The organism is Pseudomonas sp. A1230 (assembly GCF_044218825.1).
GTDB classification, from domain to species: domain Bacteria; phylum Pseudomonadota; class Gammaproteobacteria; order Pseudomonadales; family Pseudomonadaceae; genus Aquipseudomonas; species Aquipseudomonas iridis.
On the sequence record NZ_CP162582.1, the window covers coordinates 5,088,262 to 5,112,311 of the forward strand.

Here is a 24,050-nt window from a genome sequence, read left to right on the forward strand (position 1 = left end):
GTGGATCCCCGAAATAACAACTTGTCTTAAAAATGGAACTCAATTAGTGGACCTTGCCTTCATAATCGTCAACTAATTGGCTATGGAAATCTGCTTTTTCCATTTGTACAGTAGTATGACTGATCTGAAACTCTTCACTCATAAGCGACGTGACTTCAGTTAAAATATCTTGTTCACTGCGGGAGGTATAGTCAGCGACCAGGTGAACGCTCATTACACTCTTACCACTGGTTAAAGCCCATATATGCAAATCGTGCACATTTTTTACTCCTACGATTCCGTATATTTTCGCCTCCACCTTTTGAATATCGATGCCCTCTGGAACGCCCTGCAGTAATATATTCATGCTTTCCTTGAGCAGTGACCAAGTCCTAGGCAGCACCCAGAATCCGATACCTGCTGCAACAAGTGAATCAACCCAACTCCAACCGGTGAAGCGGATTACAAGCGCTGCAATGATGACGCCAATAGACCCCACCATATCGCTCCAAACCTCTAAATAAGCGCCCTTCACATTGAGACTTTCCCCACTAGCGGCACTCAACAGACGCATTGAAATGAGGTTAACTATCAGTCCCATCACTGCAATTACTAACATGCCCGTCGACTGAATTTCTGCGGGGGCGTTAAGTCGAAGATACGCTTCATAGACAATGTATATAGCGACTAAAAACAACAAGACAGCATTGAATGTGGCTGCAAGTATTTCGAATCGTGCATACCCGAACGTGCGCTTCCTGTCAGCAGAGCGTTTGGCAATATGAATAGCCAGCAAGGATATTGCCAAAGCCACAACGTCTGTCAGCATATGCGCAGCATCCGACAGTAAGGCTAGGCTGCCCGTGACAAAGGCTCCGATGACCTCAGCAATCATAAAACTTGTCGTCAGGGCGAGTGCGATCCATAACATCTTTTCATGACCCGCACGTACTTGACCGTGACTGTGCCCTGAACTCATGATTTTTCCCCAAATGTAGCCTAATGAAGATCCAACGAGTGGACTGTAGAATATAAAGACCTACTAGCACCCAAACCGTTCCATATCATCAAACCAATCATTCAAAGGTGGATACTGGTTTGATGTAGTATTCAGATCATAAGCGAGAAATCGCCATCTTAATCAAATAGTTCCTGCAAAAACGATTTTTTGCGACTCGGTTGTCCCTGATGCCCACTTTGACTTTGATGGCCACCTTCTTTCCATCCACCGCTGTGGCTCCCTCGATCTCCATGACCATGCTTATTCCCGTACTGGTTGTAACCAGGTTGTTCTGCTGGCGTCGAACTTTGGACAGGTGATGTGAGGTTCTGTGGAAGCAATCTAACGGTCTCTTGTCGCTGACTACGCTCAATAATCTTGTCGAGTTCACCTCGGTCAAGCCAGACACCGCGGCATTGCGGCAATAGTCAATTTCTATGCTCTGGCGCTCAGTCATTACTAAAGCTATATCTTTGCAGATAGGACATTGCATATTTAATTCCTTATGTGAGTAATCAATTTTGACAATGTAGCTTTCGAATCAATACCGCAATAGTTGTGGTCCATTGAATACCACAAGCGGGCTCGTCCCCATATCGGCGAAAAGAGCCATCCACAAAGTTGCTTGGCCGGGCGAAGACGCTTTTATCTTTCATCCTCACCTCGCGATCTACTTCTTTAGCAATCGAAGTCCATTGAGCACGACAAGTATGCTCACTCCAACGTCTGCAAAAACAGCCATCCACATGGTGGCCAAACCCATGAGGGTGAACACAAGGAAAATGGCCTTAATACCTAAGGCGAACAAAATGTTTTGCTTAAGAATCACAGCTGTCTCGCGTGACAGGCGGACGAAGGCCGGAATCTTGCGCAGATCATCATCCATTAAAGCAACGTCAGCCGTTTCAATAGCGGTTCCCGTGCCAGCCGCGGCCATGGCGAATCCGATCTGAGACTTGGCCAATGCAGGTGCATCGTTTATCCCATCACCGACCATCCCCACCACGTGCTTACGGCCCTTCAATTGATCAATTACTGAAAGCTTGTCGCTGGGCAACAAGTTTCCCCGCGCCTCATCTATCCCAACTCGTTTGGCAATCGCATCAGCCGTGTACGAATTGTCGCCTGTAAGCATCATGGTCTTGATACCCAATGCATGCAGCTCCTTGATCGCTGTCTGGCTTGAGTCCTTTACGGTATCGGCTACAGCAAACAACGCAAAAACCTGACTGGCGCTGGTCAAGGCTACGACTGTTTTGCCTTGGCGCTCCAGGCTAGTCAGAGATTCGTCCAACTGCGAAGTACCGAGCCCCAACTCCTGGATCAGTCGGTGATTGCCCAGGTAGAAGAGCTGGCCTTCAATCATCCCCTTTACCCCGCGACCGGGAAGGGCCTCAAAACTCTCCACTTGCAGGAACGTTGATGCGTCCGAGCCTTCGTACTTGGCAATTGCCTGTGATACGGGGTGATCCGAGCGTGCACTGAGGCTGGCGGCAACAATCTGAGGATGTACCTCTGAGTCTTCGGCTACCGGAATGTAGTCTGTCTGAACCGGTTTCCCATGGGTAATGGTGCCGGTTTTATCGAGCGCGACGAAACTCAGCTTGGCGCCTATTTCCAGGTAGATGCCGCCTTTAACCAAAATGCCTTTGCGAGCCGCTGCCGCCAGACCACTGACGATGGACACCGGAGTGGAAATGACCAGCGCACAAGGGCAAGCAACCACCAGAAGCACCAGTGCACGATAGATCCAGTCAGTCCACAATCCGCCCATAAACAGTGGTGGGAATACCGCAATCGCGACGGCGAAAAAGAACACCCCTGGCGTATAAATTTTGGCAAACTTATCAACGAACCGCTGGGTTGGAGCTCGCGAACTTTGGGCTTCTTCAACCGCGTGAATGATTCGAGCAAGGGTCGTATTGTTGGCCTCAGCTGTCACTCGATACTCGAAGGAGCCGGATTCGTTAATGGAGCCGGCATAGACAGGATCATCGACATCTTTTTCGATGGGCAAGCTCTCGCCCGTGATGGGCGCTTGGTTAACAGTAGAGTTACCAGAAGAGACTTTACCATCCAGGCCAATTCGTTCGCCGGGGCGGACACGAACCAAGGCCCCAATCTCGACCGTTTTTACATCGACTTCCAGCCAACTACCGTTGGGTTGGCGCACGGTAGCTCGTTCAGGGGTCAAGTCCATCAGCCCCTTGATCGCATTGCGCGCACGATCCAGCGATTTCGCTTCGACCATTTCCGCAACGGTGAAGAGAAACATGACCATCGCGGCTTCTGGCCACTGTCCGATCAACACCGCTCCGGTAACCGCGATGCTCATCAGCGCGTTGATGTTCAGGTTGAGGTGTTTGATCGAGATCAAACCCTTCTTGTAGGTCGTAGGCCCGCAGAGCACGATGGCGAACAAGGCTATGACCGCTATCACCCATTCAGGCGCGGAGTTAGTGAAGTGCAGGACTTCAGCACCCACGGCAGCGACACCGGAAAGCGCTAATGGCCACCATGTGCTCTTAGGTGATTCCGCCTGGGGAAGGACTTCTGGCGTATCTGCGCTGGTTGCATTGCCATTAGCCGTCAAAGGTTCGGCGTGCATGCCCAGCGATAGCACTGCTGCCTCGATACCCAAGGTGTCGGATAGCTCGTGCCAGACAGCCATCGTGCGGTTCATCATGTTGAACTCGAGCTTTTGAATGCCGCTCATCTTCGCGAGCTTGTCCTCGATCATGGTCTGCTCGGAAGGACAGCACATCTGCCCAATCCTGAAACTGCTGAAACGAGTCGCTTCGTCGGTATTGGTGGGAGACACGTTTTCGATGCCGACTTTGGGACTACCCGCAGCAGATGGTGGGCAGCAAGCATCGATAAAAAGGTCATTATCAACCGTAGCAGCAGGCTGGCTCGGCTCGGCAAGGCTGTACAGGGCAGATGGCGGTGCTACGACAGCGCAGTTCGATTTACTGATATCGGAGCCGGGGGAGCAGCAACCCGCGCCCTTTACTGAAGAAGGCGCTGAGCTGACGTCCAAAGTTTTCGCGGAGCAGCAACTACTGTTGGACTGTGCTGTAGTTGTATTACACATAGTCGCGGCAGGTGCACAGCAGCCGGTCGGTGCTGCCGGGTCAAATACCTCAACGGCGGCGTCACTTTTCGGTGTTTGTTCATCACCGCAACAGCTTTTCATAAAGGCACTCTCCACAATTTATTGTGAAGAGTGAACACCCTATAGCCACTATAAGGTCAAGCGGATTGTCGAGCCCGGTGAGCTTTTTTCATTCCGCATTCCGCACGCGCCCTTATTAACGAGCTTGGTTGATTTCGCTCCAAATCAGATCGTAGAGCTGTTGAGCGCCGAAGTTAGTCAGGGGTTTACCGTTAACGAAAAATGTCGGTGTTCCCTTCACACCTACAGTTTTGGCATCAGCGGCATCTCTTTCTATCGTGGCGGTGATCTCCGGCGACATCATGTCCTCACGAGCCTTAGCCACGTCCAAGCCCGCTTGGGCCGCTACGTCCCAAGCTGCTGATGCTTTCGCATCGTCATGCCACTGCGGTTGAGCAGCGAGGACAGCTTCAAGTACCGGCACAAAAACACCCTGCTTACGTGAAGCCTCGAGCAGACGTATGGCTTCTTCAGACCCTACGTGAAGCTTCACATAGCGCAGCACTAAGCGAACATCGCCTGGGTGTTGTGACATCATCTTTTTGACGATAGGGTAGAAGGCACGGCAGCTTTCACAAGATGGATCGAAGAATTCTACGATTGTCACCGGGGCGTCGGCAGGGCCGAAGCTTGGTGAGTTAAACCGCACTAGCGCGCTGGTTTGCGGTACAGGTGCTGTAGCCTGGGGCACAGTGGCAGCACGATTGTAGAAAAATGCTGCGACGGCAAAGCCTACGATGGCTAGCACGCTGATGGAGAGGACGACGGCGCGTCTGCTCATACGGTAAATCTCCGACGGATAAGAACGAGAAAAATGATCAGCAGGCTGAACACGCCCAGCGATAAAAGTGGCAGCGGAACACCACTGAGGATGGTCATGTCGGCACCGGAGCAGGAAGGGCCGGCCCCGCAAGGTTTGATGCTTTCAGGAATCAGTCCGAAATAAAGCAGGTTGTGATACAGAGCGATGAGCCAACCCATGACTGCTAATGGCAGTGCATAGCGCCAAACACCGGTGTCCGATAAACAGCAGGCGACGCCCAATACCAGGACGAGTGGAAACATGAAGGCTCGTTGAAACCAACAGAGCACACAGGGCAGTTGCCCCATGACTTCACCAACGAATAGCACGGCGATTGTTGATACCAGAGCAAGCAACCAGGCACAGAGCAACAGCGCCCAAGCTCCGGATTGATGTTGTTTTAAGGGGGCTTCCATAGGATTCAGTCCACTTTTCTATTGAGCGCACGCAGATTTGCTTATCGCCTAAGGCGCGTAGAATGAAGATTCTAGCAACTATAAGGTCAAGCGAAATGAGTTCGACCAAATACACAGTCGGTGATCTGGCGAAGGCGACTGATACCAAAGCGGTGACCATCCGCTATTACGAGCAGGTCGGCCTCCTGCCTTCTGCAGGGCGTTCAGCATCAGGCTATCGCTTCTACACCGACGAGGAGCGCGACCGTCTATTGTTCATCCGACGTAGCCGCACACTGGGCTTCAGCCTTGACGATGTTCGAGAGTTGCTGGGCTTTGCGGATAACCGCGACGCTTCCTGCGCCAGGGTGGACGCAAAAATCGAGGGGCAGTTAGAGCAGGTTCGAATGCGCATCCGAGACCTGCAAGGCTTGGAGGTGGAGTTGGAGCGTTTGATTGCTTGTTGCGAGGGCGGCGTGATCGAGCAGTGCCGTATTATCGAGTCGATGTCCAATCCCCGTTAAGGATGCTAACCGGCCACCCCACAATTTTGGCGGGAGTCCTGTTGAATGAACTGATCATTTATATCGACTATGTGGTGGTTTCGACTCCGTCTTGGCGGTATCAAGAGTCGCAGGTGCAATGACGTAACGCACGCCGTTGAGGGATGAACCAACGCTTGGGCTTTGATGCCTATACCGGCTAGAGCGTTTGCGTTGATCATAGTGATTGACTCTCAGATTCAGTGATAGTCATAGAAGTGGGCATGCTGCTGCCCGTTATTTCCGTCCACACTGTTAACTGTGGCAGGATTAAAATGACATGCCTTCAGACACCTGAATCAGCATTTCTTCAACTAGATGTGTGCCGTGAGACGTAGTGACCATTGCCAGTGGGCTTTTTCCCAAAAAACGGGCTTTGGGTTTGGAAAGCCATTGTTTGGCCTTCCCTTCGTCCCCGAACATGATCTCGGCCATGGCGGTAATGTGTGCGAACCGGAACAGGCGATCGCTCTCATCCGACGTTAAAAGCTGATCGCTTGCCAATTTTGTTTTGAGCGTTTTGGGGTGAATGATTATGTCGCGTTCTTGCGGATTTACGGTGCCATCAGCACAAAGCGATGAAATCAGGCCGGCCGAAAAGCCAGCTACTATCATGTCGTGAATGTCTTGATCCGAAGCGTTGGAAGGGATATGGAGATACGCAGCCAACCGCTTGCGGTAAGCATGATAGGCATCCTCACGCAGGACTCCAGCAAACATCGGCCGTACTGATATTGCACTGTTCATGGGCGTCAGCACTAATGTGCCATTCGCTATCGTTAGCTCTAAATGATCACCAACACCTAACCCCATTTGGTCAAGCAACTCTGGAGGTAGGTCAATGATGATGTCGCCAGTACCGTCCTCAGTATTCTGGCACTTGACTATCCAATGCTCGCTCATGATTGTCCGGCCCTCATCCGCGACTAGAGAATGACACACATCATTATGCTCGGGCGCAGAGCTGACCAAAGGAACGTGCACTCCTCCAGTAGACATGCACTGCCGCTGCTCGAACGCCGGATAGCGAGTGCAACAGCAAAAAATGGGGCAATGGCTTTGCCGCCTTTCCACCGTCACATGGTTACGAGCTTGAGCGTGATCTGGCAACTACACGAAAAGGATATGACATGAACCCTGATGAGCTTTATGTTTCCGTCGACGTCGAGACTTCTGGACCTATACCAGGCGAATACAGCCTGCTTTCCATTGGAGCTTGCCTTGTAGATCAACCTGCCACGTCCATCTATCTTGAACTACGACCTGACAGTCCAAAACACGACCCAGAAGCACTGGCAGTATCGGGGCTGAGTCTGGAGAAGCTGGAGCGCGAAGGACTCACTCCGCAACAGGCGATGCTGACATTTGGTGAATGGCTGAAATCGTCCTGCCAAACGGGGCAAAAGGTCATTTTCGTAGGACTCAATGCGCCGTTTGACTGGTCATTCGTCAATTACTACTTCCACAAATACCTGGAAACCAACCCCTTTGGTTTTACCGCCATCGACATGAAGGCCTACTTTATGGGCGCTTTAGGTTGCAGCTGGCAGGAAACAAAATCATCCAAGATGACCGCTGCGCTGAAGCCACTCAGCGAGCCGAACCATAACGCATTGGATGATGCCCGCTTTCAGGCAGAGCTCTTCGCCCTGATGCTAGCGGGTAAAGATAAACGCTGACCTGCCTTCCACCTCACGGACTTAAAGCTCATCTGACCCAGGCTGCCTCAACATATCGGCCGTCCCTGAACGACCACGCCTTGATACCTTCAGGTTTTTCGGACTTGCCGACAATAACGGCTATCGGGTGCGGCAAATCCTGCGTGTAACGTGCAGCAAATTTGGAGAAACTTCCGATATCTGCCGGAGAGATCACCGGAACGGATTGGGGGTGTGTATGCCAGTAGCCCACCAGACGTAACCCTTGTTCGTTGGCAGCCCTGATCTCCTGACGGCACCGCTCCGCATCCAACTCTAGCCAAGACCAACCTGACCGATCGGCGCGATGAGGCACCGTGGCCAAGGCCAACAGCAGACCTTTCGGATCAACCGGATTGACGAATAACTGTCCCCCTCGCTCCACGCCAAAAAGGCCCTGCCGATGACTATCGAAGATGTTCGCGACAGCTTGGGACACCAATAGCTCGGTATTCACCTCCGGCCATCGCCAGCGCCATGCGATATCCGTCATACCATTTCATCCTTATGTTCCGGCCATCCGCGCTCGAGTAGGAGTTGCTGCGCCCCCTCTGGAAGTTTGGGCCCATGGTATTGGCCTCCTAGGCTCGGCACATCTTCAGGCCTGTAGATACTGCTGACCCAAGATGCAGTGGTGATGTTGCAGGTCAATGCACGTAAAGCCGTGTGCGACACCATAGAGGCGATATTGGTCATCCCCAGCGATCCGCCTGGAATAAAGCTCTCCCCACAAGCGGGCAGTGGAACCACACCTCCTCCCGGCCACTCGGTAAACTTATGAAGAAAATCGCCGATGTCCGTGAATAAATGACGGCCATCAAAGGTACCGGCTGGTGCGAATAGCGCGTGGCCTACCTGGGTATACGGTTCGCTCCAGGCTTGTAAAAGTCCCCAAGAAACGCCGCTGGATTTGGCTCGCCATACAGTGACCTCCGACTGCCAGTCCGCTGTCGTAATCACCACAAGATCTGCGTTATCGAACACTTCTGGTTTGCTGCTCATAACTACTTCGGCGAAAGTCGAATAAGCGGTGCATTCTGTAGTCGGAAGATCTAACAGAATCTTGTCCCTCAACGCTGAGGCTTTCAGCCTCCCTAGGCTATCCGCTCCCAGAACGTGCCTACCCAGATTGGCTGACACCAGAGTGTCAGGGTCGATGAGGGTAAGGTGGCCGACACCGGAGCGTGCCAGTTGTATTGCCACCGCACTGCCTAACGAGCCAACGCCAACACAAACGACCCGAGCATTTTCAAGGTGCTTTGCAGTGCCGCTTATATCGCGGGACAGAATGGACGCACGATCAAGCACGTCTAGGGCAGTTGCGCGGACAAGTGCCGGAGGATGTGCATTTGCGATGGCTGGCCGGCGGCGCGCTGTGCGCAAGCCAAACTTTGCCCCCCGCTCTTGCTGTACGCCAAGCGAGCGCACATTGAGGCAATAAGTTGGAGCATCCGTCCCCCCAGGAAGCTCCAGGACAATCCATCGACTCGCCAACGTTCCATGCAGCTCAAACCATGCCAGCAATTGCTCGGCATCGTCTGGTTGAAGGTGTGGCGTGAGCCACAGCAATAAATCTTCTGGATCCGGGGTGCGGATATCCGGATAAGTCTGAAGCTTAACGTAAAAACCAGGAGTTTCGGCCGCGCGAATGACAGCGGAGCGCCCGACAACCCGTCGGTAATGCCCTTTGAGTGCAGCTATGTTCGATGCTAGCCAAACCGTTTCCTGACCGGATGGCACAGCCCGGCGCGGATCGCTGAGAGCAAACAACTGCGAGGCAGCCTGAGGTCGATCCAAAAGTAAAAGGTTCTGGTACGACTGTCCGTGCTGAAAAGACCAGTAGGTAGTGATCTCATTCTGAAATTCGATATCGCGCGCTGCCTGACTTGATCCCATCTTGGACAACGAAACGATCTGGGCCAAGCGAGCAAGGCTGTCCTCTACCACGACCTCCGGGGAGCCCATAATGGGGCGTTCCTGAAAGCCATGAAGGCAAAGCCCCGACTTAGTGGCATGCGGCCAAACCAGCCATGGAGAAGGTTCGACGTTCAGCCGCAAGAGCCCACGGGGAAAGTTGGAGGGGAAACCAATACGCAGTCGCCGCTCCTGCCCCGTGTAATCGATGGGCAAGGGGAAGTGAAAGCACGCCGCTTCGTCAGCCCGCATGGGTGCGGGCTGGAGCAATGCATCAGCTGCATCCTGACCTAGGGTATCTCGCAGTGCGGCGATTCCGCGCTGCAATGGCGTCTTAAGAGGATCAGCCAAGGCGTCCAACTGGCTTTACGCTCGACTGAGAGGTTCCGCCACCGCTGGCCCCTCCGAAGAGCGAACCCATCGAAGCAGAGTTTCGAGTAGTGCCATCCGGTCGGCCAGGCATCGTCCAATTCGCAGGGATTTCATTGTTTACTGTTGTGATGAACGCCGGCGCAATACCGAAGTTCTTTTTCACTGCCTCGGCAAAAGAATCATTGGATTCAAAACTTTCCAAACCTAATGACACAGAAGCACTGGCGTCCGCATGCCATTTGGAAAATGCTTGACGATAGCCTTGCCCCTCACCCGGTCGATTCCACTTCTCTGCAAAGTTTTCGCCGTTATCGGCAGGGTTGCAGACAAAGCAATCGCTACCTCTATACGCAATGTGCTGCGGTATTCTGCGAACGATTTCCAAAATTGCATCGAGCGGTGCCAATGGCTTTGACTGGGACTCTTTCACGACATCCAGGTATGCGTGAGTGGCCAGGGTCGTAATGACCGCAGAAATTGGGCGAGTATCAGCGCTTTTTGTCTTGATAGCCCATTCATCGCGATGCCGCTTCAGCAGCTTTATGGTCGCGCGCAGGGGATCTTGATCGATGTAATCCTGATAGTGCGGCAAAGGATCTTGTGTCGCGGCATCAAGCATTCTCTGGCTTTTGGCAATCACCAAGCTTTCCAGAAAGATTTCCTGGGCGGAAGCGACCTGCAACCAATTCGAGTAAGGAATAGGGCTGCTTGCTTTCCACCCTGTGACCCGATCCGGAACCTCCAGCTTACCCTCGCCGTTTGCTTCGCCATTTCCGTTGATCGCGCGTGCAGGTGTGACGTCGATGTGGAAGCCTGGATTTTCGTCGGCATAAACGATGCGGATGCCCCGACGTAATTGTTTAACTTCTTCCTGAACGCGGGAGCCTTCCCTAAAACGCTGCTCAATCGCCTCTAGAACTTCCTTCGCACTAGCGCCTTGAGCGTGAGGGAGCCAGATAATCGCGTCCGCATCAATGGTGTCCAGATCCGCAGGCGCGCCGGGGATTGGCTTGATGGTCGTTTTCAGCCGCATCGAGCCTTGAACGAAGATATGGGCCTCAGCGAGCAGCGGGTTGTCGGAAGCCGAGAGGATTTTTTCCAGTTGGGAGTAGCGGTCATTTATTTTTTCGTACTGCGCTTCCGACAGCGAGATTTCCCGCGCGGCGCGAAGCAGAAAATATTCCCAACTGCTGCGCTTGGTCTGTTCGTTGCTCAATAGCATTTACCTAGCCTCCTGGGCCACCGAGCCCAATTGCAGTGTTTGCGTAAACCGATCCTGGTTTTCTTTGTCCCGATCGAAGATCAGGTACGTATGTTGATGCTGCGTTGTGAGCAACGCGCCAAACTCGATGGCCAATGCCGCAGGAATAGCGGCGAAGACGTGGATAGGGTCAGGAGTCAGAGCTTCAAGCTGACTCAGTCGTATTTGAAGTGCGTCGCGAAAGGCATGAATCACTCGACGGTTCTGTACCATCGCATAGCTTGGTTCTGGGATCGACAGCTCTGCAATACGTGCACCCGGCAGAGCGTCGGTCACGTCGCGAACTGGGACTTGCGCAGAAATGGAGAGCACCAGCGCCAGTGGCCCGTCGCCTTCGGGGGGAGGTGTAAACAAAAAAACGGGCGGCTCAGCGGACTGATCGGGCCAGCGCAAACGATGTTCGCGGTGAAAGGAGAAGATCAAGCGCTTGGAACGGTCGCCGATACTCTGGCCCAGCATCATCAAAGCCGGGATGTCGGCCAAGCCGACTACTGCCAGCGCGGGCGAGTCGCCGTAGGTACCGCCGCGACGCTTGAGTTGCTGTTCCAGCTCATACTGGATGCTGTCTTTGACGTTCAGCCAATAGGTAGTGTCGCGGCCGCGTGGTCCTGGCGCAGGGAAAGTGATTTTGATGCCTTGATCGAAGGCGGTTAATCCCTCGGCGGACATCGCAGTCAACAGATCGCGAACGGGAATATCGTTGATTGTCTGAAAATGCTGACTTTGGACGATGAGAGGAATGGCTCTACCACCATCGGGGGTCGTTGCGGCGAGTCGGATGCGTTCCAGGTACGCTTGGTGTAAACCACTCAAATCATTTTCAGGATACCCATCTGCGTCACGATCAATTTTGTCATGACAACCTGGGCACAGGAGCATCAGATTAGCGGTATCGTTTGTGTGCGCCTCAGCATCATGATCCGCGCGTCCCCGAGGGCCTTTGGGACTGGCGGGCAGAATATGCGCCACTTCGCCCCATCTCATTGGCTTGCCGGCACGATAGTCGAACGTCAGATCCGTACCGCACAGTTCACAATGACCAGCGGTCTGTGTCCATACGATCCGCTTCGTCTCATCATTTGTGTTGAAGCGCCCGCTTGCGGGCTTAGCGTCTTCTTGTTCTGCCATTCCGACCTACCCCCGAGAAACATCCATGATTGAAAACGATGATGGCAAGATAAGATCATATTAAGGTCATTTGCCTCAATTTCAAGAGAGATATGAGGGTGACGAATGCTGAGTCGGCTTTGAGCCAGAATGCTCTTGGCCCATCGAAACGCAGTGGTGGCAGCGTTCGTTTTCTGGCAAGTGCTGGTGGGTTAATGGCACTGACCACAGCGTATGTATCGAAATTAGCGAGTTTATGCAAAAGACATAAACTCGCTAATTTCAATACACATCGCGCACAGGCCTGATGAAAACGAGCTGTGCAGCTCAAACGAGGCTGCAAGAGCAGCCCCTTTTGTGCATTTTCTCCGCGTCAGTCCCTGCCAAGCTCAGCGGATAGGTTTCGACGGCGCATGAGCTGATAGGCAGCCGGAATCACAAACAGCGACAGCAAAGGCGCCGTGACCATACCGCCAATCATCGGGGCGGCAATGCGGCTCATTACCTCGCTGCCGGTACCGCTTCCCAAAAGTATAGGTAACAAACCAGCGATAATCACCGCCACGGTCATGGCCTTGGGGCGAACGCGCTGCACAGCGCCTTCACGAATCGCGGCCATTAACCCGCGTTCTGTGTTGTCACCGAGGTCTTGACGCTCGGCCCAGGCATTTTTCAGGTAGAGCAGCATGATCACGCCAAATTCGGCAGAAACGCCGGCCAAGGCGATAAAGCCAACCCCGGTGGCAACCGACAGGTTGAATCCCAACAGATAAAGAAACCATGCACCGCCCGTGAGGGCAAATGGCAGCGTGGCCATAATCAGCAGGGCCTCGTCGAAGCGGGCAAATGTCAGGTAAAGCAGGACGAAGATGATCAGCAGCGTGGCAGGGACCACCAGTTTTAGTCGTGCGTTGGCCCTCTCAAGAAATTCGAACTGACCTGAGTAGCTCAGGCTCATGCCGGGCTGCAACTTGACCTGCTCGCTGACGAGCCGGCGCAAATCGGCGACTACGGAGGCAATATCCCGGCCGCGCACGTCGATGTACACCCAGCCTGAAGGCCGTGCGTTTTCACTTTTGAGCATCGGCGGCCCGTCGTTGACCTTGATCTTCGCCACTGTGCCAAGGGTGATCTGGCTGCCTAGCGGGGTGTAGATTGGCAACTGCTCCAAAGCGCCAAGCGAATCCCGCCATTCCCGAGGGTAACGGACGTTGATTGGGAAGCGTGCAAGCCCTTCAATGGTCTCGCCGACATTTTCACCGCCGATAGCGCCGGACACGATCGACTGCACATCGGCGATATTCAGTCCATATCGGGCGGCGGCTTTTCGGTCGATATCCACGTCGATGTAACGTCCACCGGTCAATCGCTCGGCCAGCGCCGAACTGACACCGGGTACGCTCTTGGCCACTCGCTCGACCGCCTGAGTCGCGGAATCAATCTCCGTCAGATTGGTGCCGGCAATCTTTACACCAATGGGGCTTTTGATCCCCGTAGCCAGCATATCGATTCGGTTGCGAATCGGTGGTATCCAGATATTGGTCAACCCAGGAACTCGCACGACTCGGTCCAGCTCTTCCACCAGTTTTTCCTGAGTCATGCCTGGGCGCCATTGCTCCTGTGGCTTGAACTGGATAGTGGTTTCGAACATCTCCAGCGGCGCCGGGTCGGTGGCAGTTTCGGCACGTCCCGCTTTACCGAAGACATGTTCGACCTCCGGCACGGTTTTGATGAGGCGGTCGGTCTGTTGCAGCAGTTGGGCCGCTTTCTGTGCGGACAATCCAGGCAGAGCCGAAGGCATATAGAGCAGGTCGCCTTCATTCAAAGGCGGAAGAAACTCGCCACCTAAGCGCGACATTGGCCAAAGCGCACTAAAAAACACCAACGCTGCCACCAGCAGCGTGATCCTCGGTCGCCGCAGCACTGCATCCAGAGCCGGCTGGTAGATCCGAATGAGCCAGCGGTTCAGCGGATTGTTTTTTTCACTAGGAATCCGTCCTCGAATCCAATAGCCCATCAATACCGGCACCAAGGTCACTGACAATCCTGCTGCGGCGGCCATGGCGTAGGTTTTTGTGAAAGCCAGCGGGCCGAACAACCGCCCCTCTTGCGCTTGCAGGGTGAACACCGGAATGAACGAAAGGGTGATGATCAACAAACAGAAGAATAGAGCTGGTCCAACTTCAGCCGCTGCTTCGGTCATTACATGCCAATGACGCTCACCCTTCAGTTCCTCACCAGGATTGGCGACGTGCCAGGCCTCAATCTTCTTGTGTGCGTTTTCGATCATTACCACAGCAGCATCGACCATGGCGCCGATGGCGATGGCTATCCCGCCCAAGGACATGATGTTCGCGTTAATCCCTTGGTAGCGCATGACAATAAAGGCCATCAGCACACCGACCGGCAGGGAAATGATCGCCACCAGGGACGAGCGCAGGTGCCAAAGAAAGATCCCGCAAACCAATGCGACAACGATGAACTCTTCGATGAGCTTGTGGCTGAGATTTTCCACAGCACGGTCGATCAGCTTGCTGCGATCGTAGGTGGTGACGATTTCCACCCCGGCCGGCAGGCTGCTTTTCAGTTCGTCGAGTTTGGTTTTGACCGCCGCAATGGTCTCGCGAGCATTCTTACCGCTGCGCAAAATCACCACGCCGCCAACCGTCTCGCCTTCGCCGTCGAGTTCGGTGATGCCACGGCGCATCTCCGGCCCCAACTGGATCGTGGCGACATCGCCCAAGTTCACCGGCACACCGCCCGATCCCAGCTTGAGTGGGATCGCCCGAAAATCATTGAGCGTTTTCAAGTAGCCGGAAGCCCGCACAATGAACTCGGTCTCTGCCATCTCCAGCACTGCACCACCAGTTTCCTGGTTAGCCTTGCCGATCGCTTCGCTCACCTCGGCCTGCGTAATACGAAGGCTGGCCAATTTGAGCGGATCTAGCTGTACCTGGTACTGCTTGACCATGCCGCCCACAGTGGCCACTTCCGCCACATTGGGCAGGGTCTTGAGTTCAAACTTGAGAAACCAGTCCTGAAGGGCGCGTAGCTGTGCCAGATCATGCCCGCCACTGCGATCCACCAGCGCGTACTGGAAGATCCATCCTACGCCTGTCGCATCTGGCCCCAACGCCGGCTTGGCGCTGGCCGGCAAGCGGCTTTGTACTTGGCTCAAATACTCCAACACCCGCGAGCGAGCCCAGTACAAGTCAGTGCCGTCTTCGAAAAGCACATAGACAAAGCTGTCACCGAAAAAGGAATAACCACGCACCGTCTTGGCACCTGGTACTGAGAGCATGGTGGTGGCCAACGGATAGGTGACCTGGTTCTCGACAATCTGGGGTGCTTGTCCCGGATAAGGGGTGCGGATGATCACCTGCACATCGGACAAGTCTGGTAGCGCATCAATGGGCGTGCTCTGCACCGACCAAAGGCCCCAGGCCGTGATAAACAGCGTCGCCAGTAGCACCAGGAATCGGTTGGTTACTGACCAACGAATAAGGGCAGCAATCATGGCTGGCCCCCTGATTTGTCCAGACGCTCAACACGCAATCCGTCGTCGGTCTGATTCACGCCTATCCGGACCTTGTCGCCCGTTTTAAGGCCCTGCATCAGAGCGGGATTGGCGAGCGGGAACGTCATCGTCATGCCAGGCATGCCCAGCGTCTTGAAAGGGCCGTGAGCGAGAGTGACTTCCTTATCGTTGATCTCAACGATTTGCCCATCCGCTTCATGCAAACCCGCGGCAGCTGCACTGGTGGGTGAAGGTTCCTCTGATTTGGCCACGATGCCCTTAAGACTGGCCTCCGAGTCGAGCAGGAACTGGCCAGAGCTAACCACTTTCTGGCCCTCTTCCAACCCTTTCAATATGGCCGTCTTGCCATCGCCTTCCTGCCCAAGTTGCACCTCCACGGGACGATAGCGACCGGCGCCTTCAGCGAGCATCACTAGGGCACGTCGACCGGTGCGAATGACCGCCTCGCTCGGCACCCACAGCACACTTTGCTCCGTTGAGCGATTGAGGCTCACTCGTGCAGTCATACCCGGCCTTAGACGGCCTTCTGGGTTAGGTAATTCGACGCGCACGCGAAGGGTGCGACTATCGGGATTGGTTTCTGGAAGAATCGCGCTTACCACGCCATTGAGCACGACGCCTGGGAACGCGGGCAAACGCGCCTCAGCCACTTGCCCCAGCTGAATCGACCCCGATTCAGTCTCCGGGACCGCCAGAGCCAGCCAGACGTTACTCAAACCATTCACGCGTGCCAGTGTTTCGCCGGCAGCAACTGTCATACCTTCGCGCACATCGAGTTCTTGCAACACCCCACTGATGGGGCTGGTGAGGGTCAGGTTTGGTTGGACTTTGCCACTGCGCTCTACTTGAGCAATCGATGCCGCCGGCATCCCGGTGAGCCGCAAACGCTGGCGAGCCGCTGCCAGCAAGCCCGCATCTCCACTACGCTTGAGTGCGAGAAACTCCTCCTGAGCCGCAGACCACTCCGGGACAAGAATATCCGCCAAAGCGGCGTTGGCTTTAATCACATCGCCAGGAGCGCGGGCATACACACGCTCGACGAAACCCGCCGTACGGGCCTGGATGACGGCAACGTCGCGCTCGTTGAAGGTCAATACACCCACAACATCCAGACTCGAATCAAACACACCTCGACTGACAGTAGCCAGTCGCACGCCAAGATTCTGGGTCAGGCTTGGATCAATGCGAACAGTGGCGCTGTCCCCCTTGCTATCCGCGTACTGAGGGACCATCTCCATGTCCATGAAGGGCGACTTACCCGGCTTATCGAATTTCTGTTGTGGGTACATGGGGTCGTACCAATACAGAACCTTGCGATCGACTGATGGCTTCGGCTTCTGCTCCGATGCTGCATCCGGTACTGCGCTCACCCTCGGTTGGGCCAACCAGTAACCACCGGCGACTCCCAAAGCAATTGAGATGCTGACAACAAAAACCCCTTTCCATGTTCGAGAGATCATTGAGCGGACTCCCCATAGGCGAAATACAGGCGAGCGCTGGTGAGAGCACGCTGCTCTTCAACATCAATCTGCTTGAGTCGGGCTTCGATAAGCTCGCGCCGAGCGGCCACGACGGAGTTCAAATCGCCCTTGCCGGCGCGATAGCTAGCCATAGTGAGCTCGACCTTTTCTTTAGCCAAAGGGAGCAGACTGCTCTGGGATCGATGGACGGCGCGATTCAGGCGCTCATAGTCGGCCACCTGATCTTCTAGTTGCTGGGTGTGCTCGCGTGAAAGGACTTCACGCTCAGCCTCAAGCTGGTTGAGTTCCGCGTGCTTGGCTGCAATTTTGGGGTTTTGTCGTGAGTCAGGAAACAGCGGTAGATCCCATGAAAATTGCACGCTGACCATGTCGCCGAACTCTCGGCCGCGATTCTGATAGTCGACTTCCCAGCTCCAATCCGACTGTTTTTCCGCTTCGGCTTCACGGACCTTGGCTTGCGCTTCGCGGGTCATTGGTTCAAACGCTGCCAATTCTGGGTGATGTTGCAGCTTATGAGAGTAACCAGATGCGTCGACAGGCCATTCAGGCAAGCTACCCACAGGTTTGTCGTTGGCGGCCGGTCCAATCCAGCGCTTCAGGGCCGCTCGGGCCTGCGCTCTCTGGCGAATCAGATCGTCCTGCTGCTCTTCCAGTTGTGCCGCTTCCTGTTTGGGCGTTACTGCATCAGCAGGTTGAGCGCCGCCGCCGGCAATTTGTGCCCGGACGGTATCGGCCAGCAGACGGTTTTCTTTGTAGAAGTCCTGAAACAGCGTGTCTTTGCGCTCAACCGAGTAGCTGTTGATCCAGGCCAACGCCGTGGCCTGACGAACCTTTAGACGTTCGACCCGGCGCTCAGCGGCTGCGCGGTCAATGGCCGCATCAGCGACCTCGACTCGGGCTTTGCGCTTGGCGCTGTTGGGCATCTCCTGACTGACTCCGACCATTCGCATAGTCATGAAGTCCTGGTCGATGCTCCAACGATCCGGGCCCCCAATGGGGTAGTTCTGTACGCCTAGCAGCAACTTGGGATCGGGTAGTTCACCAGCGGGGATGGCCGCACTACTGGCAGCCTGAATTTTCGCGTCTTGTGCAGTCAGCGACGGCGCATTGTTTTCAGCCAGCTGCAAAGCTTCATCGAGTGTCAATGCAGCAGCGAGACTCGGCAAGGCCAGTACGCTTGCCGCCAAGATGGTCACGAGGGGCCACCCTGTGCAATAGCACTTGGATTTCATGGTCACGATTCCTGTGATGATCCACCGCGCGCCTCATGAGACATGCGCGCAGATATGCCATCCCGCATGACGCGGAATGAGGCTCAGTGTGGTACAGGAATCAAATGCGGGGAGGTCGCCATACCCCTGATGGGGTTTGCACAGGATGGGAATCTATGGAGATGGACGCTTCGAGGGGGCTAGATAGGGTCACCGGAGGCTTGACGATGGAGACTTGCAGCATGCCGCCGGTCTTGCACTCCTGGCCCGGCTTACAGGGTTTTCCGTGCTCGGTGGGACTTTTCATGTCATGGCAGCAGTCTTGGCCCATGCCGTCCATCATTGCCATGCCCATGGTTTGCATGGGGCACGGCTCTGTCGGCGCCTGAACACCCGCCATCCCGCTGAGGGGAAGCGCAAGGCTAATCAGTAAAATCAGGCAAAGCCGTAGATAGCGTGTCATGTGCTGAAGTGTAGCCAGTAGAAATGGTGCTAACAATCACGTTCCAGGCTTCTTGGTTAGGTGCCAGACACCTCTATTCCGCGCTCATTTCCATTTCAGGACTTAGCGTGCCTAACCATGCGACAAGACAGATGATGAGGATTGCCATCAGGAATTCGAATTTCATGCTGCGGCGCAAGGCATTGACCGCTACAGAGTATTGACCATTGCGAACTGAGCGCTCCAATAGCGGGCTTAAGTGAAAGCGGTTCAGCGTGGCTAAAACGATCATTCCAGCAAAGAGCAGGATCTTCAAAAACAGCAACTGACCATAGGTACTCAGCATGACCTCATCAAGGTTGGGACCGACGATGAAAAGGTAATTTACTACTCCCGTTACGCTTATGATCGCAACGACCACACCGCCGGCCGACTCAAAGCCAGTCAGCACGCGGGCAAGAATTCGTGCTTCCTCTTCACCCTTCAGTGATTTCAACCGCAGCAGTAGGGCGAAGGCCGCTAGAGCACCCAACCAGCCACCCGCCGCTAATAAATGGAAAATATCGCTGAGAAAATGCCAGTAGCGGCGGCTGCCTTCGTCCATGGCACCATGCCCTGTCCAGGCTAGCGTGGCCAACGCGATTGCTCCACAGACGGTGACGATCCAGAGGCTGGGTGTCGGAAATCGTTTATTCAACGCGACGCCCAGAATTGCCCCCACCAAGGCGGCTATCCGAACCATCCAGGTCAACCCAACATCGGTGCCCATGATGACCATTTCAAAAATGTGATGATGTAGCTCCATAAGCTCCGATACACCGCTCATTGCTTTTGCAAGCAACAACATCGCAGCAAGGGACAGAGCTACACCTGCAACAGAGGTACCGTAAAGAAGCGACTCAAAGTTCAAGACCGTGCCCGATACCCTTTCCTTTCCCTTGAGGCTGTACAAGCCAAATATGGCCAGTCCAAATAACAACATCAGGTCAAAATAGAGAGTAAAGCGAACCACGATATTTAATGAGTCGCTCATGGATCATTTCACTTTGAATGAAAAGTTGCCGGTGATCGGGTGAGTATCCGAGGACACTGCACGCCATTCAACTTTGTAGGTGCCGGTGGTCAGCGGTGCAGCCGGCGTAATCACCATAGTTTTCGGATCACCACCAGCAGCGACGGCGGCCTTTACACCCATTGGTGAGTTAGGCATGCCAGGCATGTCGGTCATGTCGGTCATGATCAGCTTTGCACCGGAGAACTGAGTGGTGAGATTCTCAGAAAAATGCAGTTCGATTTTCGACGGAGCCGCCGCATCCGAGCCTTCTGCCGGAGTGGAAGCAAGAAGTTTTGGATGTGCCTGGGCCACTGCACTCAGAAGCAAACCAGCAGTGATTGCAACCGCCACGGACGTAGTTTTAAGGAATGACATGCAAGACTCCTCACAGCAAGCGCTGTTGATTCGAGGTTTTTTGGGAGGAACTAGTTTTTAATTTCGTTAAAAACCACTGTTGATTAACTCGGAGCCCCCGTCCTCTTCGCCAAGTTGAACAGGAGAAACTCGCTAGCCCTAACGTCACAGTGCGAGAACACGATGCCACACGATCACAAACTGTTCGATTACATTTCAGTCAGCTTGATACGATGTTTGGCATCTAATCGTTGAGCGTAGCAAGGCCTGGAGAAGAGACGGCGTACCGCAGGACCGGGGAGTTCAATCACTCCGCAAATTCGCAGAGGCGTAGCTAACCGCAGAACGCCAAGACGCCGTTGATCACAAATGTTTCCTCGCTCAGCTAACCGTGGAATCGACGGCCGGAAACTCAAGATGAAAAGCCGTTTTCCCGTCGCCTGACGTACACCAGATCTTGCCATTGTGCGCTTCGACAATTGATCGGGTAATCGACAGACCTAGCCCTGCGTTGCTCGGACTTCCTTCTCGCCGCGCTGGGTCCACGCGATAAAAACGATCAAACAGCTTTTCAAGATGTTCGGGGGCAATGGGCTCACCATGGTTTTCCACGACAACCGTTACCGACGCGTCCTTGTGCTGAATATCGACACTGATTGACGTCCCTTCATAGGTGTAGCGCAGCGCATTTGAGAGTAGATTGGAAATCGCTCGGTGGAGCATAAGGACATCACCTCGCACGCTCCCCCGTCCTGAAACCTTAAGCTCGATCCCTCGTTCATCAGCCAACAGGCGGTAGTACTCAAGCAATTTTTCCACGACAGCCACCAGGTCTATTGGCTTGTTCTCGTGCGTAATTAGACCATTGTCAGATTTCGCCAGAAAAAGCATGTCATCAATCATCCGGCTCATGCGCTTCAAGTCATCAAGATTGGAGTACAAATTGTCTTCGTAGTCCTCGATGTTTCTTTTTCTCGAAAGCACCACTTCAGTGTGGGTCATCAAGTTGCTCACGGGGGTCCGTAGTTCGTGGGCAATGTCTGCCGAAAAGTTGGATAACCGGACAAATGCATCGTCGAGCCTGGATAACATGGCGTTGAACGACAACACCATCTGTTGAAGCTCTTTCGGAACGGGTGCCAGGGGAATACGCTCCTTGAGTGATTTTGCTGACATGGAGGCAGCTACCCGTGTGACCTGGCGGATAGGCCGCATGCCACTGCTAGCTACCATCCAGCCGAGTGCAGCACTGACCAATGCGCTGATCACCAACCCTATCCAAAACCATCGTTCGAGCGTCTCGAAAAAGGACATATGCTGAGTAACGTCAAAAATCAACATGACAGTTAATGGCCTTTCTTGTCCCGTCACTACGGATTGGGCAGTCACACCACGGAACATCTGCTCTTGCTCCCGCCATTCCCAGACGGTTGTGTTTGTGGTTGTGCGAAACGCCTTCGGAACGTCGACCGGGCCGGGATCCGCAAACAGCACCTTGCCGTCGCCATCGATGATAAGCGCAGTCAAATCACGGTGTGCGCCCAGCAGCGCTTCTAACTCCGGTTTAGCCTCGCTGAATTGATCGATGTTGCTCAGCCCGGACAAGATCCGCTGAGTCGAGTGGAGTTTTTCGTACAATGCCTGCTGATCCAGCATCTTAAAATGATGCCGGCTGAGGTTATTGAAACTGAGTCCGGCGACCGTGAGCACAGCCGTTACCGCGAGCATAAACATCAGACTCATACGAGTCGTCAGGGACATCCGGTTCATCACGACTCCGAATCTGGTGCATCGAGCATGTAACCCATTCCCCTTGAGGTATGAATCAACTTGACCTCAAAATCGTCGTCTATCTTGGCCCTGAGCCGTCTCACTGCAACCTCGATAACGTTGGTATCGCTGTCGAAGTTCATATCCCAAACCTGGGAGGCGATAAGAGACTTTGGCAGCACCTCCCCTCGACGACGCAGCAGAAGCTCAAGCAACGCAAACTCTTTGGCCGTAAGGTCTATGCGTTTGCCTCCTCGGATGGCTCGACGCTTGAGCAGGTCCACTTCAAGGTCAGCCAGTTTCATAAAGGTTTGCGAAGGTGCGCTGCTACCGCGACGCAGCAACGTTCTGACTCGAGCAAGCAATTCAGAAAACGCGAAGGGTTTGATCAGATAGTCATCCGCACCGAGTTCAAGTCCCTTCACTCGGTCTTCAACGCGGTCTCTGGCGGTGAGAAAAAGCACCGGGACGTCTTTCCCGGAAGCGCGAACCTTCTGCAGGACTTCCCAGCCATCCAAACCCGGCATCATGACGTCGAGAATCAGCAGATCATAGGCTTCGCTCAAAGCGTGCTGAAGCGCCTCTTTTCCATTCGTGAAACGGTCGACATTGAACCCGGCCTCGTTGAGCCCTTGCTGCAAATAGATACCTATTTTTGGTTCGTCTTCAGCGACAAGAAGTCTCATGAGGTCGTTCTCAGATAATGGTTAAGCGGAGTCTGCAACGAAAACTGGCAGCCAACCAGCAACTGACAGAAAAGTAATCTTGGCTTCAGGTAGATGTCAGCGAGTGCTGGCTAGGGTTCAGACATGAGTACTTTATTGGTGCTCGACCGACCTCTGAGCGATGAATCGTATGGAAGTCGGATTCCCTCATGAGGAGCTACCCCTATGAACCGCCTGAAAATGCTGTTTTTTGTAAGCTCGATACTGGTCTCGGCTTCTGTGTGGGCTGAAAGCGGCGGAGATCGAGTCATTGAGCGTATGGAAGGTTTGCGCGACAAGGCCGAAGCCACGTTGATGAAAGCTGAACAAGCCCCTGAAGGAGAGCGTCACGTCCACATGGCAGAACACATGAAGATGCTTGGGGACATCATGAGCCAGCTCCACAACGATCACCCAGATGCCTCAATGTCACCCCAAGAGCATCTAGCCTGGATGGAGAAGCACGACAAAATCGTTGATGACGTTTTGCGCCAGATGCAGCGCGAGCACAAATTGATGCTTTCAGAAAACCATCAATAAACGCCCCCTGGATAAGTTCTTGTCAGCATCTTGTTGCGGCGTCAATTGGACGCCGTATCTATTTAGAAAACTGACAAAGAAGTAATGCCCAAGTCAGTTAGCTGGCAGCTGAGCATCATTAGCATAGCCAATGTTCCCACGTATTCCTGAGGTCACCATGAAAACTACGCTCGCTACTCCGTTCATCGCAGCAATGACCCTGTTTTTCGCTGCCACGGCTATGGCTAATGCAGGGCATGGACAAGACGACATAGGCCAGCCTGGTGTGGCCTCTGACGTTACCCGCACGGTTGAGGTCGAGATGGGCGACATTTTTTTCAAGCCTAAAAGCATCGACGTAAAACCTGGTGAAACAATCCGCTTTGTCCTTCGCAACGAGGGTTCGCTGCTGCATGAGTTCAACATCGGCAAAGCCGCTGCTCATGCAGCACACCAGAAAGAAATGGCAAGCATGTTCAAGAACGGAACACTAAGCCCTACCGGTACCGGGAAGATGAGCGGCATGAGCCACGGCATGGGCGGAATGAAGATGGTCGCAATGGAGCATGACGACCCTAACAGTGTCCTGATTGAGCCTGGCTCAACCCAAGAGCTGATCTGGACCTTCAACGACAGTGCAGGGCTTCAGTTTGCCTGCAACGTGCCGGGGCATTACCAATCGGGAATGGTCGGCGAGTTTGATCTGAAATAAACCGGAGTCGGCTATTTCTGC

Annotated in this window: 23 protein-coding genes; 5 read left to right on the forward strand and 18 right to left on the reverse strand. The window is 54.0% G+C overall.

Annotated elements, in window-relative coordinates; genetic code table 11:
* Positions 1-43: 43 nt before the first annotated feature.
* The 3 genes from AB4P97_RS23830 to AB4P97_RS23840 form a co-directional block, all read right to left on the reverse strand.
* The gene (locus tag AB4P97_RS23830; RefSeq protein WP_042561907.1) at positions 44-958 is read right to left on the reverse strand and encodes a cation diffusion facilitator family transporter; all 915 of its coding nucleotides are present in this window, start codon (positions 956-958) and stop codon (positions 44-46) included.
* Positions 959-1,094: 136 nt separating this feature from the next.
* Complete coding sequence (locus tag AB4P97_RS23835; protein ID WP_208101337.1) at positions 1,095-1,472, reverse strand: zf-TFIIB domain-containing protein; 378 nt, start codon at positions 1,470-1,472, stop codon at positions 1,095-1,097.
* A 177-nt stretch (positions 1,473-1,649) separates the two neighbouring features.
* On the reverse strand, positions 1,650-3,743 hold the full coding sequence (locus tag AB4P97_RS23840) for a heavy metal translocating P-type ATPase (protein WP_395602967.1): 2,094 nt from the start codon (positions 3,741-3,743) through the stop codon (positions 1,650-1,652).
* On the opposite strand from AB4P97_RS23840, the gene AB4P97_RS23845 reads away from it, so the two are divergent.
* Positions 3,685-4,209: a hypothetical protein gene (locus AB4P97_RS23845; RefSeq protein WP_162184570.1), complete on the forward strand. Its 525-nt coding sequence runs from the start codon at positions 3,685-3,687 to the stop codon at positions 4,207-4,209. The two genes, AB4P97_RS23840 and AB4P97_RS23845, sit on opposite strands and share 59 nt — an antisense overlap.
* Before the next feature lie 81 nt (positions 4,210-4,290).
* On the opposite strand, the gene AB4P97_RS23850 is transcribed toward AB4P97_RS23845, so the two are convergent.
* Positions 4,291-4,935: a thioredoxin domain-containing protein gene (locus AB4P97_RS23850; protein WP_042561909.1), complete on the reverse strand. Its 645-nt coding sequence runs from the start codon at positions 4,933-4,935 to the stop codon at positions 4,291-4,293.
* Entirely contained in the window at positions 4,932-5,372 is a 441-nt protein-coding gene (locus tag AB4P97_RS23855; protein ID WP_042561910.1) for a disulfide bond formation protein B, read from the reverse strand. The genes AB4P97_RS23850 and AB4P97_RS23855 overlap by 4 nt, the downstream gene beginning before the upstream one ends.
* A 95-nt stretch (positions 5,373-5,467) precedes the next feature.
* On the opposite strand from AB4P97_RS23855, the gene AB4P97_RS23860 reads away from it, so the two are divergent.
* The gene (locus AB4P97_RS23860; protein WP_042562261.1) at positions 5,468-5,875 is read left to right on the forward strand and encodes a helix-turn-helix domain-containing protein; all 408 of its coding nucleotides are present in this window, start codon (positions 5,468-5,470) and stop codon (positions 5,873-5,875) included.
* 288 nt (positions 5,876-6,163) lie between these two features.
* On the opposite strand, the gene AB4P97_RS23865 is transcribed toward AB4P97_RS23860, so the two are convergent.
* Complete coding sequence (locus tag AB4P97_RS23865) at positions 6,164-6,796, reverse strand: antitoxin Xre/MbcA/ParS toxin-binding domain-containing protein (protein WP_080963325.1); 633 nt, start codon at positions 6,794-6,796, stop codon at positions 6,164-6,166.
* Positions 6,797-7,023: 227 nt separating this feature from the next.
* On the opposite strand from AB4P97_RS23865, the gene AB4P97_RS23870 reads away from it, so the two are divergent.
* Positions 7,024-7,572: a 3'-5' exonuclease gene (locus AB4P97_RS23870; RefSeq protein ID WP_158830536.1), complete on the forward strand. Its 549-nt coding sequence runs from the start codon at positions 7,024-7,026 to the stop codon at positions 7,570-7,572.
* Positions 7,573-7,600: 28 nt separating this feature from the next.
* Here AB4P97_RS23870 and AB4P97_RS23875 read toward each other — a convergent pair whose 3' ends face one another.
* The 12 genes from AB4P97_RS23875 to AB4P97_RS23930 form a co-directional block, all read right to left on the reverse strand.
* Complete coding sequence (locus AB4P97_RS23875; protein ID WP_034115605.1) at positions 7,601-8,083, reverse strand: Mov34/MPN/PAD-1 family protein; 483 nt, start codon at positions 8,081-8,083, stop codon at positions 7,601-7,603.
* Positions 8,080-9,864: a ThiF family adenylyltransferase gene (locus tag AB4P97_RS23880; RefSeq protein WP_086794037.1), complete on the reverse strand. Its 1,785-nt coding sequence runs from the start codon at positions 9,862-9,864 to the stop codon at positions 8,080-8,082. The genes AB4P97_RS23875 and AB4P97_RS23880 overlap by 4 nt, the downstream gene beginning before the upstream one ends.
* Positions 9,848-11,098 (reverse strand): nucleotidyltransferase, encoded by a 1,251-nt coding sequence (locus tag AB4P97_RS23885; protein ID WP_158830535.1) that lies wholly within the window; start codon positions 11,096-11,098, stop codon positions 9,848-9,850. The genes AB4P97_RS23880 and AB4P97_RS23885 overlap by 17 nt, the downstream gene beginning before the upstream one ends.
* Positions 11,099-12,265: an SAVED domain-containing protein gene (locus AB4P97_RS23890; RefSeq protein WP_060480363.1), complete on the reverse strand. Its 1,167-nt coding sequence runs from the start codon at positions 12,263-12,265 to the stop codon at positions 11,099-11,101.
* 352 nt (positions 12,266-12,617) lie between these two features.
* The gene (locus AB4P97_RS23895) at positions 12,618-15,761 is read right to left on the reverse strand and encodes an efflux RND transporter permease subunit (protein ID WP_034115513.1); all 3,144 of its coding nucleotides are present in this window, start codon (positions 15,759-15,761) and stop codon (positions 12,618-12,620) included.
* Positions 15,758-17,242, reverse strand: a complete 1,485-nt coding sequence (locus AB4P97_RS23900; protein ID WP_034115514.1) for an efflux RND transporter periplasmic adaptor subunit — start codon at positions 17,240-17,242, stop codon at positions 15,758-15,760. Before AB4P97_RS23900 ends, AB4P97_RS23895 begins: the two co-directional genes overlap by 4 nt.
* On the reverse strand, positions 17,239-18,495 hold the full coding sequence (locus AB4P97_RS23905; protein WP_034115515.1) for a TolC family protein: 1,257 nt from the start codon (positions 18,493-18,495) through the stop codon (positions 17,239-17,241). The genes AB4P97_RS23900 and AB4P97_RS23905 overlap by 4 nt, the downstream gene beginning before the upstream one ends.
* A 100-nt stretch (positions 18,496-18,595) precedes the next feature.
* Entirely contained in the window at positions 18,596-18,937 is a 342-nt protein-coding gene (locus AB4P97_RS23910) for a hypothetical protein (protein WP_074759366.1), read from the reverse strand.
* Between the two features lie 73 nt (positions 18,938-19,010).
* A complete protein-coding gene (gene copD / locus AB4P97_RS23915) occupies positions 19,011-19,949 on the reverse strand; it encodes a copper homeostasis membrane protein CopD (protein WP_158830534.1) in 939 nt (312 codons plus the stop codon).
* A gap of 3 nt (positions 19,950-19,952) precedes the next feature.
* A complete protein-coding gene (copC, locus tag AB4P97_RS23920) occupies positions 19,953-20,345 on the reverse strand; it encodes a copper homeostasis periplasmic binding protein CopC (RefSeq protein WP_395601705.1) in 393 nt (130 codons plus the stop codon).
* A gap of 360 nt (positions 20,346-20,705) precedes the next feature.
* Positions 20,706-22,094 carry a heavy metal sensor histidine kinase gene (locus tag AB4P97_RS23925; protein ID WP_070411942.1) on the reverse strand — a complete coding sequence of 463 codons (1,389 nt, stop codon included), beginning with the start codon at positions 22,092-22,094 and terminating at the stop codon, positions 20,706-20,708.
* Complete coding sequence (locus AB4P97_RS23930) at positions 22,094-22,780, reverse strand: heavy metal response regulator transcription factor (RefSeq protein WP_019816984.1); 687 nt, start codon at positions 22,778-22,780, stop codon at positions 22,094-22,096. The genes AB4P97_RS23925 and AB4P97_RS23930 overlap by 1 nt, the downstream gene beginning before the upstream one ends.
* Positions 22,781-22,984: 204 nt before the next feature.
* Between AB4P97_RS23930 and AB4P97_RS23935 the strand changes: the two genes are divergently transcribed.
* Together AB4P97_RS23935 and AB4P97_RS23940 are read left to right on the forward strand one after the other, a co-directional pair.
* Positions 22,985-23,338 carry a co-regulatory protein PtrA N-terminal domain-containing protein gene (locus tag AB4P97_RS23935; protein WP_024616841.1) on the forward strand — a complete coding sequence of 118 codons (354 nt, stop codon included), beginning with the start codon at positions 22,985-22,987 and terminating at the stop codon, positions 23,336-23,338.
* 157 nt (positions 23,339-23,495) lie between these two features.
* Positions 23,496-24,029: a plastocyanin/azurin family copper-binding protein gene (locus AB4P97_RS23940; RefSeq protein WP_019816982.1), complete on the forward strand. Its 534-nt coding sequence runs from the start codon at positions 23,496-23,498 to the stop codon at positions 24,027-24,029.
* The last annotated feature ends 21 nt before the right edge of the window (positions 24,030-24,050 follow it).

Excerpts from the sequence above, each read along its gene's own strand:
- AB4P97_RS23940 (WP_019816982.1), top strand. The coding sequence starts at position 23,496 with ATGAAAACTACGCTCGCTACTCCGTTCATCGCAGCAATGACCCTGTTT.
- AB4P97_RS23875 (WP_034115605.1), bottom strand. The coding sequence starts at position 8,083 with ATGACGGATATCGCATGGCGCTGGCGATGGCCGGAGGTGAATACCGAG.
- AB4P97_RS23890 (WP_060480363.1), bottom strand. The coding sequence starts at position 12,265 with ATGGCAGAACAAGAAGACGCTAAGCCCGCAAGCGGGCGCTTCAACACA.
- AB4P97_RS23835 (WP_208101337.1), bottom strand. The coding sequence starts at position 1,472 with ATGCAATGTCCTATCTGCAAAGATATAGCTTTAGTAATGACTGAGCGC.
- AB4P97_RS23870 (WP_158830536.1), top strand. The coding sequence starts at position 7,024 with ATGAACCCTGATGAGCTTTATGTTTCCGTCGACGTCGAGACTTCTGGA.
- AB4P97_RS23865 (WP_080963325.1), bottom strand. The coding sequence starts at position 6,796 with ATGAGCGAGCATTGGATAGTCAAGTGCCAGAATACTGAGGACGGTACT.
- AB4P97_RS23895 (WP_034115513.1), bottom strand. The coding sequence starts at position 15,761 with ATGATTGCTGCCCTTATTCGTTGGTCAGTAACCAACCGATTCCTGGTG.
- AB4P97_RS23855 (WP_042561910.1), bottom strand. The coding sequence starts at position 5,372 with ATGGAAGCCCCCTTAAAACAACATCAATCCGGAGCTTGGGCGCTGTTG.
- AB4P97_RS23845 (WP_162184570.1), top strand. The coding sequence starts at position 3,685 with ATGCCGCTCATCTTCGCGAGCTTGTCCTCGATCATGGTCTGCTCGGAA.
- AB4P97_RS23850 (WP_042561909.1), bottom strand. The coding sequence starts at position 4,935 with ATGAGCAGACGCGCCGTCGTCCTCTCCATCAGCGTGCTAGCCATCGTA.
- AB4P97_RS23910 (WP_074759366.1), bottom strand. The coding sequence starts at position 18,937 with ATGACACGCTATCTACGGCTTTGCCTGATTTTACTGATTAGCCTTGCG.
- AB4P97_RS23860 (WP_042562261.1), top strand. The coding sequence starts at position 5,468 with ATGAGTTCGACCAAATACACAGTCGGTGATCTGGCGAAGGCGACTGAT.
- copC (WP_395601705.1), bottom strand. The coding sequence starts at position 20,345 with ATGTCATTCCTTAAAACTACGTCCGTGGCGGTTGCAATCACTGCTGGT.
- AB4P97_RS23935 (WP_024616841.1), top strand. The coding sequence starts at position 22,985 with ATGAACCGCCTGAAAATGCTGTTTTTTGTAAGCTCGATACTGGTCTCG.
- AB4P97_RS23900 (WP_034115514.1), bottom strand. The coding sequence starts at position 17,242 with ATGATCTCTCGAACATGGAAAGGGGTTTTTGTTGTCAGCATCTCAATT.
- AB4P97_RS23830 (WP_042561907.1), bottom strand. The coding sequence starts at position 958 with ATGAGTTCAGGGCACAGTCACGGTCAAGTACGTGCGGGTCATGAAAAG.
- AB4P97_RS23930 (WP_019816984.1), bottom strand. The coding sequence starts at position 22,780 with ATGAGACTTCTTGTCGCTGAAGACGAACCAAAAATAGGTATCTATTTG.
- AB4P97_RS23925 (WP_070411942.1), bottom strand. The coding sequence starts at position 22,094 with ATGAACCGGATGTCCCTGACGACTCGTATGAGTCTGATGTTTATGCTC.
- AB4P97_RS23905 (WP_034115515.1), bottom strand. The coding sequence starts at position 18,495 with ATGAAATCCAAGTGCTATTGCACAGGGTGGCCCCTCGTGACCATCTTG.
- AB4P97_RS23885 (WP_158830535.1), bottom strand. The coding sequence starts at position 11,098 with ATGCTATTGAGCAACGAACAGACCAAGCGCAGCAGTTGGGAATATTTT.
- copD (WP_158830534.1), bottom strand. The coding sequence starts at position 19,949 with ATGAGCGACTCATTAAATATCGTGGTTCGCTTTACTCTCTATTTTGAC.
- AB4P97_RS23840 (WP_395602967.1), bottom strand. The coding sequence starts at position 3,743 with ATGTGCTGTCCTTCCGAGCAGACCATGATCGAGGACAAGCTCGCGAAG.